Genomic DNA, 14,089 nt, shown 5'->3' on the forward strand with positions numbered 1-14,089 from the left:
CGATCAGCCCTTCATCACATTGACGTCGTCGACGGCGATCGAGCCGCGGTTGCGGTAGAAGACGACAAGAATTGCAAGACCGATGGCGGCCTCCGCAGCCGCGACAGTCAGAATGAACAAAGCAAAGACCTGGCCGACGATGTCGTTGAGGAACGACGAGAAGGCGACCATGTTGAGATTGACCGCGAGCAGGATCAGCTCGATCGACATCAGGATGATGATGACGTTCTTGCGGTTCAGGAAGATGCCGAAAACGCCGAGCGTGAAGAGGATGGCGCTGACCGTGAGGTAGTGGGAAAGACCGATTTCCATTTTACTGTTCCTTTTTCCCGCTTCCTCAGAGCCCTTGGCCCGGCTTGACCTTGATCACTTCGACGGCCGTTTCCGGCGTGCGAGCGACCTGGCGCGAAACATCCTGTCGCTTGATGTTCTGGCGATGGCGCAAGGTCAGCACGATTGCGCCGATCATCGCCACCAGCAGAACCATGCCGGCGATCTGGAAGAAATAGACGTAGTGGGTGTAGAGCACGTCGCCGAGGGCGGCGGTATTGGTCCGCTCCGCCGGGTTCGGGATCGGCATGGTGATGGAAGATGCCGCTTCCGGCGACAGAACGCTCGAGCCGATGACGAGGATCAGCTCGGCCGCAACCACCAGACCGACCAGCATGCCGATCGGCGCATATTGCAAGACGCCGGATTTCAGTTCGGCGAAATCGATGTCGAGCATCATCACGACGAAGAGGAAGAGAACCGCCACCGCGCCGATATAGACGACCAGCAGGATCATCGCGAGGAATTCAGCGCCGGTCAGAAGGAAGAGACCGGCCGCATTGAAGAAGACCACGATGAGAAAGAGAACCGAGTGGACAGGGTTCCTGGACGAAATGACCATGAACGCCGACGCGACGGCGATGAACGCGAACAGATAGAAGAATAGTGCCTGCAGACCCATCGTGGTGCCTTCTCGTCCCTCGTCGAGATCGGGCTTTGCGCCCTACCCGCCTGACCGGTGCCATTTCGGCGCCAGCATGAATTTGAATGAGCCGAAAGCCTCTCAAGCCTTCGGCGAATGCGCCTTACCGGTAAGGCGCATCCATTGCGATATTGCGGGCGATCTCCCGTTCCCAGCGATCGCCGTTTTCCAGAAGCCGTGCCTTGTCGAAATAAAGCTCTTCGCGGGTTTCCGTCGAGAACTCGAAATTCGGGCCTTCGACGATCGCGTCGACCGGGCATGCTTCCTGGCAAAAGCCGCAATAGATGCACTTCACCATGTCGATATCGTAACGCACCGTGCGGCGGGTGCCGTCATTGCGGCGCGGACCGGCTTCGATGGTGATCGCCTGAGCGGGACAGATCGCCTCGCACAGCTTGCAGGCGATGCAACGCTCTTCGCCGTTCGGATAACGGCGCAGCGCATGCTCACCGCGGAAGCGTGGGCTAACCGGCCCCTTTTCGAACGGGTAGTTGATCGTGGCCTTCTGCTTGAAGAAATACTTCATCGACAGGAAGAAGGCGCCGACGAACTCCTTCAGGAACAGCGAGTTGATAGCCTGTGCAATAGCCATCTTATTCTCCAATGATGCCGAGGGACGAACCGGACATGATCAAGCCCATCCCGTCAGTTTCAGCACGAATGCAACGATGATCAGCATGATGAGCGACAGCGGAAGGAAGACCTTCCAGCCGAGACGCATGAGCTGGTCATAACGGTAGCGCGGTACGAATGCCTTCACCATGGCGATCATGAAGAAGACCATAGTGCCCTTGAGCACGAACCAGATGACACCCGGGACCCAGTTCAGGATTGCGATATCAACCGGGGGCAGCCAGCCGCCAAGGAAGAGGATGGTCGTCAGCGAGCAGACCATCAGGATGGCTGCATATTCCGAGAGCATCAACATCATGTACGGAGCCGAGCCGTATTCGACCATATAGCCGGCGACCAGTTCGGATTCAGCTTCCGGAAGATCGAAAGGCGGACGGTTGGTTTCGGCGAGGCCCGAGATGAAGAAGATCACGAACATCGGGAAGAGCGACAGCCAGTGCCAGTCGAGGAAAGAGTTAGGCAGACCGAGCTTGGTGCCGAGACCGTCCTGCTGCGACATGACGATATCCGTCAGGTTCAGCGAGCCGACGCAGAGAAGGACCGCGACGATGACGAAACCGATCGAGACTTCATAAGACACCATCTGGGCCGCGGAACGGAGCGCGCCGAGGAACGGGTATTTGGAGTTGGATGCCCAACCCGCCATGATGATCCCGTAGACCTCAAGCGAGGAGATCGCGAAGATGTAGAGAATGCCGACATTGATATCGGCAATCGCCCAGCCTTCATTCAGCGGGATGACAGCCCAGGTGGCAAGCGCCAATGTGACGGAGACGAGCGGCGCCAGGAGGAAGACTGCCTTGTTGGCGCCGGCCGGAATGATCGGCTCCTTGAAGACGAACTTCAGAAGGTCGGCAAAGGACTGGAACAGACCGAAAGGACCAACGATATTCGGGCCGCGGCGCAGCTGTACGGCAGCCCAGATCTTGCGGTCAGCCAGCAGGATATAGGCGATGAAAACCAGAAGGCACACCAGGAGCAGAAGCGACTGCCCCAGCATGATGAGCGCCGGCCAAACGTAGGTCCAGAAGAACACATCCATATTCATATCACTCCGCCGCAGCCTGGAAGTTGTTGCGGGCCAATGCCGAGCACTCGGCCATGACGGCAGAGGAACGGGCAATCGGGTTGGTCAGGTAAAAATCCTTGATCGGCGAAGAGAAGCCGCCCTTGGTCATTTCGCCAGCCTTCTGTCCGAGCGCGGCCACATCGTTGACCGAGCCTGCAGCGATCTCGTCGATCTGCGCAAAATGCGGATGGTCCTGATAAAGCTTGGCACGCAGAGCATGAAGGCTGTCGAAGGGCAGCTTCTTGCCGAGCACATCGGAGAGCGCACGCAGGATCGCCCATTCTTCGCGAGCTTCGCCCGGAGCAAAGCCTGCGCGGTTGCCCATCTGGACGCGGCCTTCGGTATTAACCCAGGTGCCGGACTTTTCGGTATAGGCCGCACCCGGCAGGATGATGTCGGCATTCATTGCGCCGGCATCACCGTGGCTGCCGATATAGATGGTCGTTTTGGCGTATTTGGCCGAGAAGTTCATCTCGTCGGCGCCGAGCAGGAAGAGGACATCCATCGAGCGCAGCATGGTCGCAGCATCTGCGCCCTTCGCACCCGGAACGAAACCGAGATCGAGGCCGCCGACGCGGGAGGCTGCCGTGTGGAGGACTGCAAAACCGTTCCACTCTTCGGTCAATGCACCGACGGAACCTGCTAGCTGTGCCGCGGCCTGAAGAACGGCGAGACCATCCGGACGGGACAGAGCCCCCTGCCCTACGATGATCATCGGGTTCTTGGCGGAACGGAGCTTTTCGGCAAAGCCGTTGGCACCCGATGCGAGATCGGCAAGCGTTTCCGGGCCTGCGCCGAGATAGTCATAGACGTAACGCAGTTCGTTGACTTCGCCGATCACGCCGATCGGGAAATTGCCGCGGCGGAAGCGCTTGCGGATGCGAGCGTTGAGGACCGCGGCTTCCAGGCGCGGGTTGGCGCCGATGATGAGCAGCGCGCCGGCCTGTTCAATGCCCTCGATGGTCGGGTTGAAGAGGTAGCTCGAGCGACCAAGCGACGGATCAAGCGCCGTCCCGTCCTGGCGACAGTCAAGGTTTTCCGATCCGAGCGAGGTCAGAAGCTGCTTCAGGGCATACATTTCCTCGACGGATGCGAGATCGCCGGCAATCGCGCCGATCTTGTCGCCCGAGGTTGCGGAAACGGCAGCCTTGACGGCCGCGAAGGCTTCACCCCAGCTTGCGGGCTGCAGACGGCCATCCTTACGGACGTAAGGACGGTCGAGACGCTGGGTCTTCAGGCCATCCCAGATGAAGCGGGTCTTGTCGGAAATCCACTCCTCGTTCACCTGCTCGTTGACGCGCGGCATGATGCGCATGACTTCGCGGCCACGGGTATCGACGCGGATGGCGGAGCCCACGGCGTCCATGACGTCGATCGATTCCGTCTTGCCGAGTTCCCAGGGACGGGCGGTGAAGGCAAAAGGCTTGGAGGTCAAAGCGCCGACCGGGCAGAGGTCAACAACATTGCCCTGCAGCTCGGAGGTCATGGCCTGTTCGAGATAGGTGGTGATTTCGGCATCCTCGCCACGGCCGATCAGGCCGAGCTCGGAAATGCCGCCGACTTCGGTGGTGAAACGGACGCAACGCGTGCAGTGAATGCAGCGGTTCATCACGGTCTTGACCAGCGGGCCGATATACTTGTCTTCGACGGCGCGCTTGTTTTCACCATAACGCGAGCTATCGATACCGAAGGCCATGGCCTGGTCCTGCAGGTCGCATTCGCCGCCCTGGTCGCAGATCGGGCAATCCAGCGGATGGTTGATCAGCAGGAATTCCATCACGCCTTCGCGGGCCTTCTTGACCATCGGCGTATTGGTGAAGATTTCCGGCAGTTCGCCATTCGGGCCGCCACGGATATCGCGCACGCCCATGGCGCAGGAGGCCGTCGGCTTCGGCGGACCACCCTTCACCTCGATCAGACACATGCGGCAGTTGCCCGCCACAGACAGACGCTCGTGGAAACAAAAGCGCGGAATCTCGGCACCCGCTTCCTCGCATGCCTGGAGCAGCGTGAAATGGTCAGGAACTTCGATTTCGTTGCCGTCAACCTTCAGCTTTGCCATCGTATCACTTACGTCCTGTGTTCAACCCGGGCATCCAAGGCCCGGAAATAGTTCATTTCAACAACCGAAACCCTGCGTCTCGCAGGCCTTATTCGGCCGCCTCCATGACGGCGCCTTCAGACGTCGCATTGTATGTATATTGGTCGATCCGAGCTTCGATCTCGGAGCGGAAATTGCGGATCAAGCCCTGAATCGGCCAGGCGGCTGCGTCGCCGAGCGCGCAGATCGTGTGGCCTTCGACCTGTTTTGAAACCTGGAACAGCATGTCGATTTCACGCTTCTGGGCGTTACCGCGCACCATGCGTTCCATCAGGCGCATCATCCAGCCGGTGCCTTCGCGGCACGGCGTGCACTGGCCGCAGCTCTCATGCTTGAAGAAGGCCGCGATACGCCAGATTGCCTTGATGACGTCCGTCGACTTGTCCATGACGATCATGCCGCCGGTGCCGAAGGAAGACTTCACCTCGCGCATGCCGTCAAAGTCCATGATCGCGTCGGCCATGTCTTCGCCACGCACGATCGGGCAGGATGCGCCGCCGGGAATGACGGCCAGCAAATTGTCCCAGCCGCCGCGGATGCCACCGCAATGATGCTCGATGATCTCGCGGAAGGACAGACCCATCGCCTCTTCGAAGGTGCAGGGCTTGTTGACGTGACCCGAAACCATGAACAGCTTGGTGCCGACATTGTTGGCACGGCCGATCGAAGAGAACCAGGACGCGCCGCGACGAAGGATGGTCGGAGCGACCGAGATCGATTCGACGTTGTTGACCGTGGTCGGGCAGCCATAGAGACCCATGTTCGCCGGGAACGGCGGCTTCATGCGCGGTTGGCCCTTCTTGCCTTCGAGGCTCTCGAGCAGCGCTGTCTCTTCACCGCAGATATAGGCGCCGGCGCCGTGATGTACGACGATATCGTAATCCCAGCCATGGACCGTGTTCTTGCCGAGCAGGCCTGCCTCGTAGCATTCGTCGATCGCCGCCTGCAGCGCTTCACGCTCGCGCATGTATTCGCCGCGGACATAAATGAATGCCGTGTGGGCGCCCATGGCGAAACCGGCGATCACGCAGCCTTCGATCAGCGTATGCGGATCGTTGCGCAGGATTTCGCGGTCCTTGCAGGTACCGGGCTCGGATTCGTCGGCATTGACGACGAGATAATGCGGACGGCCGTCAGATTCCTTCGGCATGAAGGACCACTTGAGGCCGGTCGGGAAGCCAGCACCACCACGACCGCGAAGGCCGGATGCCTTCATCTCGTTGATGATCCAGTCCCTGCCCTTTTCGATGATGATCTTGGTGCCATCCCAGTGGCCACGGCTCATCGCGCCCTTAAGGGACTTGTCCTTGAGGCCATAGATATTGGTAAAGATGCGATCCTGATCGTTAAGCATATCTCACCCCTTACCGTGGCTTCTTGCCGAAGACTTTAATGTATTCGGCTTCGCCACCCTTGGCGAGCGCCTTGGCCTGGTTGAGCCAGTCGTCACGTTCGATGCGGCCCTTGAAATTCAGGTAACCGTCCACCCATTCCCGCTCTGCCTTCTTCCACGATGCGACTTGCGCGAAGGTGAATATGCCGAGTTCGTGAAGAGTTGCTTCGATCTTCGGACCGACGCCGGAAATCAGCTTCAGGTCATCAACCTCAGCCGGCTTCTCGATGCCCTTCGGGCGGTTCTTGTCTTCCAGCGACGGCTTTTCGGACTTCGTCGCAGGAGCAGCCTTGACCGGTTCGGCTTTCGCAGTGCCCGATTCCGCCTGGGCCTCAGCAGCCTTAACGTTATTTTCCGCAGCCTTCGGCGCCGTAACCGGCGTCTTCAGCTTGGGATCGGTTTCTGGCGCGGTATCCTTGGGCTTGGCAGCTTCGGCCGGCGGCACGGGCGCTGCATCGGCATGCGATTCCGGCTGCGGCTCGAGATTGGTGCGGACCGGCTTGATCTCGTCGTTCAGCGTGACCGCACCACCTTCCGGCGCGGAGAGATGGCGGTCGATCTGCGGGCCGGGCTTGATTTCGTCACCCTTGCCTGCCTCGAACGCGTCGATGATTTCCTCAAGACGTTCGGGCGTCAAATCCTCGTAGGCATCCTTGAAGATGATGACCATCGGTGCGTTGACGCAAGCGCCCTGACACTCGACCTCTTCCCAAGACAGCGTGCCATCGGCATTCGGCTGCAGCGGATCGTGATGGATCTTGTGCTGACAGACCTTGATCAGCTCTTCGGCACCACGCAGCATGCAGGGCGTCGTGCCGCAGACCTGGATATGGGCTCGGGTGCCGATCGGCTTCAGCTGGAACTGCGTGTAGAAGGTCGCCACTTCCATGACGCGGATATAGGGCATGTCGAGACGTGCCGCGACATGCTCGATCGTGGCGCGGGTGACCCAGCCTTCCTGCTCCTGCGCTCGCATCAGAAGCGGGATGACGGCCGACTGTTGCCGGCCTTCCGGGTATTTCCGGATCGTTGCCTCGGCCCAGGCCGCATTTTCCGCGTTAAACGCAAAGCTGGCGGGCTGAAACTGCTCTTCGGCTAGTCGACGAACGGACATTCTTTCTCACGCCTTCAGTTTATTGAGACACGCCGCGAGACCGCTGTAAAAGCGGCTTCGCAGGCATTGGCGGGGATGATCGCAACGACTTCAGTCATCAGCGGTCAACCTCACCGAACACGATATCGAACGAGCCCAGCACCGCCGAGACGTCCGCCAGCTGATGCCCGCGACAGGCGAAATCCATCGCCTGAAGGTGCGCATAGCCCGGAGCACGGATCTTGCAGCGGTACGGCTTGTTGGTACCATCGGCCACGAGGAACACGCCGAATTCGCCCTTCGGGGCTTCGACAGCGGCGTACACTTCGCCGGCCGGAACGTGGTAGCCTTCGGTATAAAGCTTGAAGTGGTGGATCAGCGCTTCCATCGAGCGCTTCATCTCACCGCGCTTAGGTGGAACGACCTTGCCGTCGGTGGCCGAGAACGGGCCGGTCTTGGCATCGCCGAGCAGGCGATTGACGCACTGCTTCATGATTTTGCAGCTTTCGCGCATCTCGATCATGCGGATGAGATAGCGGTCATAGCAGTCGCCGTTCTTGCCGATCGGGATGTCGAATTCGAGCTCGGAATAACATTCGTAAGGCTGCGCACGGCGCAGGTCCCAGGCCGCGCCCGAACCGCGCACCATGACGCCTGAGAAGCCGCGCGCCCAGGCATCGTTGATATCGATGACGCCGATATCAACGTTACGCTGCTTGAAGATGCGGTTGCCGGTCAGGAGGTCGTCGATGTCGTCCAGTTTGGACGGGAACTGATCACACCATGCGCCGATATCCTCGACCAGTTCGTGCGGAAGGTCCTGATGGACACCGCCCGGACGGAAATAGGCTGCGTGCATGCGCGCGCCACAGGCACGCTCATAAAACACCATCAGCTTTTCGCGCTCCTCAAAGCCCCAGAGCGGCGGCGTGAGCGCGCCGACGTCCATGGCCTGGGTCGTGACGTTCAGAAGATGCGACAGGATACGGCCGATTTCGGAATAAAGGACGCGGATGAGCTGGCCGCGGATCGGGATTTCCAGACCGAGCATCTTTTCGACGGCCAGCGCAAAGGCGTGCTCCTGGTTCATCGGCGCGACGTAATCGAGGCGATCGAAATAAGGAACGGCCTGAAGATAGGTCTTCGTTTCGATGAGCTTTTCAGTGCCACGATGCAGAAGGCCGATATGCGGATCGACGCGCTCCACAATTTCGCCGTCGAGTTCCAGCACAAGTCGCAGAACGCCGTGCGCTGCCGGGTGCTGCGGCCCGAAATTGATATTGAAGTTACGAACGTTGTGCTCGGTCATCTGCGGCTCCATGCCAGTACTCAAGCGTACCGGGCGGGAAAAACTTGGCGTCAAACCGGCGCTTACGCGCCAGTCTCAGATCTCAGCGTCAGGTATTAGCCTTCTCGTCCCCAGGAAGGACGTATTCCGGTCCCTCCCACGGGCTCAGGAAATCGAAGCTGCGGAACTCCTGGCGGAGTTCGACCGGTTCGTAGACGACCCGCTTGAGGCTGTCGTCATAGCGAACCTCGACGAAACCGGTGGTCGGGAAATCCTTGCGCAGCGGATGACCTTCAAAGCCGTAATCGGTGAGGATGCGACGAAGATCCGGATGGCCTGTAAACAGGATGCCGTACATGTCCCAAGCTTCGCGCTCGGCCCAGTCGGCACCCGGATAAATCGAGGTTACAGACGGAACGGGCTCGTCCTCAGCCGTTTCAAGCTTCACGCGGATGCGCTGATTCTGCTTCGGCGACATCAGGTGATAGACGACATCGAAACGCTTGACGCGAGCCGGATAGTCGACACCACAGGCATCGATGAAGTTGACGAAGTCACAGCGGGGATCGTCGCGCAGGAAGGTCAGAAGCTCGACGACATTCGCGCCGGTCGTCACCAGCGTCAGTTCGTCATAGGCAATTACTGCGTCCTCGACGAGCGACGGGCGCGCTTCGCGGATATAGGCGGAAAGTTCGCTCAAGGCTTCAGTCATGATATCCTCCTTGAAGCCTCAGCGTTCGATCGTGCCGGTGCGGCGGATCTTTTTCTGCAGCAGAAGCACGCCGTAAAGCAGCGCCTCTGCCGTGGGGGGACAGCCTGGCACGTAGATATCGACCGGTACAACACGGTCACATCCGCGCACCACCGAATAGGAATAGTGATAATAACCGCCGCCATTGGCGCAGGAGCCCATCGAGATGACGTAACGCGGCTCCGGCATCTGGTCGTAGACCTTGCGGAGCGCGGGCGCCATCTTGTTGGTCAGCGTGCCAGCAACGATCATCACGTCGGACTGGCGTGGGCTAGCGCGCGGTGCAAAACCGAAACGCTCGACGTCATAACGCGGCATGGAAAGCTGCATCATTTCGACGGCGCAACAGGCGAGACCGAAGGTCATCCACATCAGCGAACCGGTGCGAGCCCAGTTGATCAGCTCGTCCGTCGAGGTGACCAGAAAACCCTTGTCGGCGAGCTCGTTGTTGATCTCGCCGAAAAATGCATCGTCGCTGCCGATCGGCTTGCCGGTATTGGGATCAATGATGCCTTTAGGCTGAGGCGCAACGAGGGTGCTGCCGCTATCGACTACTCCCATTCCAGAGCTCCTTTTTTCCATTCGTAGATAAAGCCGACCGTCAGAACAGCAAGGAAGACCATCATCGACCAGAAGCCGAACCAACCGATCTCACCGAAGGACACCGCCCAGGGGAAAAGGAACGCCACTTCGAGATCGAAGATGATGAAAAGAATCGACACAAGGTAGAATCGAATATCGAACTTCATGCGCGCGTCATCGAATGCGTTGAAGCCGCATTCATATGCCGACAGCTTTTCAGAATCAGGAGCCTTATAGGCGACGGCAAACGGCGCGATCAAAAGCGCCAGGCCGATAACCATGGAGATTCCGATAAAGATCGCGATCGGGATGTAAGAAGCGAGAAGTTCACTCATGATATCCAACCCCTGCCTGCAAGAAGCGCCGAACGACGCATTTTTAGGCAATGCGCGGGCAAGCGAACGTGCATTGCAACAAGCCGTGACTATCGCAGCAGCGTTTCCCACGCAAGTGCTTTAACAAGCCACCCCACACGCATAGAGGTGCGAAAGACGACAAAATGTCGCGGAGGATGCCGGAAAGCCTGAAACGATTGAAAAACGACAAAGCGATAGAGCCGGGAGCATCGCAAAAAGTTATTAACAGGAGCAAAAATATCAACGTTTGCAGTAGATTTGCGTTTTGCCAAGTCTACGCACGAAAAAATCACCCCTGCGACAATTGTCCGCACGGCATAAGCCCCACAAAAACAATCCCGACGGTTGCAGGCAGCTCCGAAAACACAGGCGAAACACTCTGCATCGGAAAGCCATCTCGCGCATTACGGGAAATCGTACCGCCCCGGACAGCATAACCGAAATCGACACAAAATTGCCCACACGAAAAAGGTCGATCACGCAATTGCGAACGGGAGACCACCCTCCCCCAAAGATAAGGAGAGGAAACAGCAGCCGAGCAATCAGCAAGGCCGCGAAATGCAGGACGGAAGGAACAGGGCGACAACAGTCGACAACCGACCGTCATGCGGTGTCGGACACCGCAGAAGTAGATACAAATATGGAGGAAAAAGAATGGCGCGAGTGACGGGGCTCGAACCCGCGACCTCCGGCGTGACAGGCCGGCACTCTAACCGACTGAGCTACACCCGCGCATTTTGCCTTTTACGGCGGACCAACCGGGGTCAACCGATTGATCAGTGAGAGAAGAATGGCGCGAGTGACGGGGCTCGAACCCGCGACCTCCGGCGTGACAGGCCGGCACTCTAACCGACTGAGCTACACCCGCACTTTCTTCAAGAAATCAACCTCCGGGAAGGGAAACCTCTTGGCCGGGCGACCTCAATCGCTCGGTTGGCGGCTGTCTAAGAGGTTCGGGATCGGGTGTCAAGCAGGTTTCAAGACAAAAGGATGACGCCTTCAATGTTTTATCCACAGCCGCTCTTTTTTGCGCATATCCGACGAAAAATTCAAAAAAACATCACGAAGGCTCTTGCGGTTTTTTTCCGATCCGCATAGATCACGGCCACCGACGCGGCGGACATGATCCGGTCTCGCGAAGGGCGATTAGCTCAGTTGGTAGAGCGCCTCGTTTACACCGAGGATGTCGGGAGTTCGAGTCTCTCATCGCCCACCATTCTTCTTCATCTCCATAGACTGATGCAAAATTTGATGTCTCGGACATATTCGAGCCGTGATCGCACAGTTCTCCCTATTCGTTGCAAAATCGGCGCTGCCGCTCCTCCAAGCCTGTGATATGCAAGGCGTGAGCAGCAGGCTGCGGAAGAGTGTTCGTTCCGCAGCCACATCAAACTTGTGAGAGAGCCGACCCGATGCGCATCGCCTGCCTCCCCCTACTCTTCGCTGCAACATTCTGTGTTTCGCCAGCCGCGGCAAAGGACACAGCAAAGCTTCGTCCCGCAACGGCAACGGAAATTCGGCAAACGCTGACAAAGACGTCCAAGCTCAAAGATGCCCCAAATGGCTACCAGTACCGGGAAGGCGGCAAGATCGGCTACAGGATCGACGACGGGAAGATCTGCGTGCTCCAGCAGCGCAAAAGCGAATGCGTCACAGTTTATACCGATGGCAAGCGGCTTGAGACGATCGATCGCCGTGGAAATCGCAGCTTCCTGAATTGATTCGACCGGATTGCGGCAAAGGCGCGAATTCAGCCCTGCCCTTAAAAATCCCGACATTACACATCGAGCGACCGTTTTTTGACGGCTTCGCCGCCATAGTCTTTCGATAGGTACCGATCTGAAAGATTCGCGGAGCAAAGCTTCGCCTCGTGCAAAACGGGGAAGCGACGAAGCGCTTCACGCACATGTTCGGCTTCAAAACCTTTTCAGAATCAACATTCCGGCTTTTTCACACCGCCGAAGACTTCGCTTTTGCCAGGCGTTTTATCCCCGCCATCCCAACACCTTCTAGAATCAAGGCCCGCGCCAACAGCGCAGTGACCAGAAGGGATGGCAGAATGAAGAAAAGAATAGCCTCACGACACAAGGCTTGCAGACCGGTGCGAGGTGACAGTCATGCTTGACCTGTGCCTTTCCACCACAAGTCTGGCGACAATCCTGGCGAACAAGGTCGCCATCGTACCGCCCTACCCGGCGCCTTCGGGCTATCGCTGGGAAACAGTCACCGAGAGCGGTGTCGTCGTACGCGAAAAGAATCAATCCGTTATCGAACTTGTAAGGACCGCCGCATGAGCGAACTGCTTTCCATTCGTCCAGCCGCCATGCGCCAAGCTGCCACCCGCTGCTTTCCGCCACTCAACTGGAATGCGACACTTCCCTGGCTGAGAGCCATTACGGTTCACACTGCACGCAGAAGGCTGATCAATCCGCGCGTCGTCTATCCGAACTGGAGAATGAGCGGTTCGTCCGAAGCATCGAGCGGTGCCGGGACGCTGAAAGTCTCGCTTGAATATCCAGCCGGTGTCTTCACACTCGCAAATGAGTGTATTGCAGCAGGAAGTTCCGCTGTCGCGTTTCCCGTCGGAAATCTTCCGCTGACATTCAACGTGGCTGTCCCTCGCGGAGCCAAATTCTGGTTGAGACCACTCGTCAACATTCCCTCGGGCGTCAACTGGACCCAAATGGCCGGAGGCAACGAGTCCAATTACGGCATTGCATCCGGCGACTTCATGGACATCAGCACGAGCGCCGTTGCCGACCACACCGATGGCGGCGCAGTAGGCGCCGCAAACGGCAGCCTCTATCTTCCCATGGTCATCGCCACGGAGCATAGGGAAGCTGCCCCGATCATCTTCGGAACCAGTCGTGCTGCCGGCGGCACCTATATCAATGACAGCAACGGCGATGCCGGTATCGAGTGCGTCATCCTGGGCAGAAACCACGGCTACACCAACCACGCCATCGCAGCCACGCTTCTGGCAAGCTGGAATGCCGGCACGCATACCTATCTCGGGCAGTTGATCACAGCGGGCTACTGGACGCATGTGATCAATGAATACGGCATCAACGATACCGGTGACACCGCCGCTGCCCTTGCCGCGCGCCGAACAACCTTTGCCAGCTGGGTGAAGGGACTTCGTTCGGATATCGTCGTTATCGGCGAAACGCTCTATCCACGGACCAGCAGCACGGATGGCTATGCCAGCAAGGCAAACCAGACGATTTCGAGCCAGCCGATCGCAGAATTCAACAACCTGGTACGCACCGGGATTTCCGGCGAGGACTACTGCTGGGATGCGGCTGACGGGCTCGACCCGACTCGCGAGGGGAAATACCCGGTTACACGCAATCCCAACGACGCCTCCCATACGCCGACACTTTTCACCGCGGGGCTCTCAGGCACGACGCTGACAGTTTCATCCGTAACATCCGGCCCGGCACTAGGTGTGGGCGTGCCGATCAACGCCGCCGGCGCCGCGCCCAGCCTGTGGATCGTAAGGCAGTTGAGCGGCACAGCGGGAACTGTCGGCACCTATGAAGTCAATCGCGCCCATAATGGATTCCCGAACAAACCTGCCCTCGCCACCGGGACTAGTTTCACGACCGCGGGTTACATGACAAGAGATGGCCTGCACGCAGAATGGCTCGGGGCAGAAATGATCGTCAACAACAAGGGACCAGCGCTGCTGGCCCTGCTGGCGGCTTGAGTACAGACCCGCGTCATACGATGATCCCGCTTCATATGGAGCGGGATTTTTTTATCGCAATTGCCATTTCGAGATCTCAGGGCATGCGACTATGACCTGACACAATTGCGTGCAGATGCCAGGAGTGAGAAATCAATGGAA

At 58.5% G+C, this 14,089-nt stretch carries 14 protein-coding genes and 3 tRNA genes; 4 read left to right on the forward strand and 13 right to left on the reverse strand.

Going from position 1 to position 14,089, the window contains the following annotated elements; genetic code table 11:
- Positions 1-3: 3 nt before the first annotated feature.
- The 13 genes from nuoK to HNQ72_RS08470 all read right to left on the reverse strand — a co-directional run bounded on the left by nuoK (position 4) and on the right by HNQ72_RS08470 (position 11,107).
- The gene (gene nuoK / locus HNQ72_RS08410; protein WP_112511603.1) at positions 4-312 is read right to left on the reverse strand and encodes an NADH-quinone oxidoreductase subunit NuoK; all 309 of its coding nucleotides are present in this window, start codon (positions 310-312) and stop codon (positions 4-6) included.
- 25 nt (positions 313-337) lie between these two features.
- Positions 338-952 (reverse strand): NADH-quinone oxidoreductase subunit J, encoded by a 615-nt coding sequence (locus HNQ72_RS08415; RefSeq protein WP_183991576.1) that lies wholly within the window; start codon positions 950-952, stop codon positions 338-340.
- 124 nt (positions 953-1,076) lie between these two features.
- A complete protein-coding gene (gene nuoI / locus HNQ72_RS08420; RefSeq protein WP_139672471.1) occupies positions 1,077-1,565 on the reverse strand; it encodes an NADH-quinone oxidoreductase subunit NuoI in 489 nt (162 codons plus the stop codon).
- A 39-nt stretch (positions 1,566-1,604) separates the two neighbouring features.
- Positions 1,605-2,648, reverse strand: a complete 1,044-nt coding sequence (gene nuoH / locus HNQ72_RS08425; RefSeq protein ID WP_183993048.1) for an NADH-quinone oxidoreductase subunit NuoH — start codon at positions 2,646-2,648, stop codon at positions 1,605-1,607.
- 7 nt (positions 2,649-2,655) lie between these two features.
- The gene (gene nuoG, locus HNQ72_RS08430; protein WP_183991586.1) at positions 2,656-4,737 is read right to left on the reverse strand and encodes an NADH-quinone oxidoreductase subunit NuoG; all 2,082 of its coding nucleotides are present in this window, start codon (positions 4,735-4,737) and stop codon (positions 2,656-2,658) included.
- 88 nt (positions 4,738-4,825) lie between these two features.
- Positions 4,826-6,130, reverse strand: coding sequence for an NADH-quinone oxidoreductase subunit NuoF (gene nuoF, locus HNQ72_RS08435; protein ID WP_183826928.1), 1,305 nt, complete (start codon positions 6,128-6,130; stop codon positions 4,826-4,828).
- 10 nt (positions 6,131-6,140) lie between these two features.
- Positions 6,141-7,283, reverse strand: coding sequence for an NADH-quinone oxidoreductase subunit E (locus tag HNQ72_RS08440; protein WP_183991588.1), 1,143 nt, complete (start codon positions 7,281-7,283; stop codon positions 6,141-6,143).
- Positions 7,284-7,380: 97 nt separating this feature from the next.
- Positions 7,381-8,571, reverse strand: a complete 1,191-nt coding sequence (locus HNQ72_RS08445) for an NADH-quinone oxidoreductase subunit D (RefSeq protein ID WP_183991590.1) — start codon at positions 8,569-8,571, stop codon at positions 7,381-7,383.
- A gap of 88 nt (positions 8,572-8,659) precedes the next feature.
- A complete protein-coding gene (locus HNQ72_RS08450) occupies positions 8,660-9,262 on the reverse strand; it encodes an NADH-quinone oxidoreductase subunit C (protein WP_183991592.1) in 603 nt (200 codons plus the stop codon).
- 18 nt (positions 9,263-9,280) lie between these two features.
- On the reverse strand, positions 9,281-9,862 hold the full coding sequence (locus tag HNQ72_RS08455) for a NuoB/complex I 20 kDa subunit family protein (protein ID WP_148147961.1): 582 nt from the start codon (positions 9,860-9,862) through the stop codon (positions 9,281-9,283).
- Entirely contained in the window at positions 9,853-10,218 is a 366-nt protein-coding gene (locus tag HNQ72_RS08460) for an NADH-quinone oxidoreductase subunit A (RefSeq protein ID WP_112457281.1), read from the reverse strand. Before HNQ72_RS08460 ends, HNQ72_RS08455 begins: the two co-directional genes overlap by 10 nt.
- A 676-nt stretch (positions 10,219-10,894) precedes the next feature.
- Positions 10,895-10,971 (reverse strand) — tRNA-Asp (locus HNQ72_RS08465).
- Positions 10,972-11,030: 59 nt separating this feature from the next.
- Positions 11,031-11,107 (reverse strand) — tRNA-Asp (locus tag HNQ72_RS08470).
- Positions 11,108-11,379: 272 nt separating this feature from the next.
- Here HNQ72_RS08470 and HNQ72_RS08475 point away from each other — a divergent pair.
- The 4 genes from HNQ72_RS08475 (at position 11,380) to HNQ72_RS08490 (ending at position 13,948) form a co-directional block, all read left to right on the forward strand.
- A tRNA-Val gene (locus HNQ72_RS08475) sits at positions 11,380-11,455 on the forward strand.
- Between the two features lie 196 nt (positions 11,456-11,651).
- Positions 11,652-11,960, forward strand: coding sequence for a hypothetical protein (locus HNQ72_RS08480; protein WP_183991594.1), 309 nt, complete (start codon positions 11,652-11,654; stop codon positions 11,958-11,960).
- A 396-nt stretch (positions 11,961-12,356) separates the two neighbouring features.
- Positions 12,357-12,533 (forward strand): hypothetical protein, encoded by a 177-nt coding sequence (locus HNQ72_RS08485; RefSeq protein WP_183991596.1) that lies wholly within the window; start codon positions 12,357-12,359, stop codon positions 12,531-12,533.
- Positions 12,530-13,948 (forward strand): hypothetical protein, encoded by a 1,419-nt coding sequence (locus tag HNQ72_RS08490; protein ID WP_183991598.1) that lies wholly within the window; start codon positions 12,530-12,532, stop codon positions 13,946-13,948. The genes HNQ72_RS08485 and HNQ72_RS08490 overlap by 4 nt, the downstream gene beginning before the upstream one ends.
- Positions 13,949-14,089: the final 141 nt, after the last annotated feature.

Origin of the sequence: Aliirhizobium wenxiniae (assembly GCF_014201355.1) — a bacterium.
Taxonomy (GTDB): domain Bacteria; phylum Pseudomonadota; class Alphaproteobacteria; order Rhizobiales; family Rhizobiaceae; genus Neorhizobium; species Neorhizobium wenxiniae.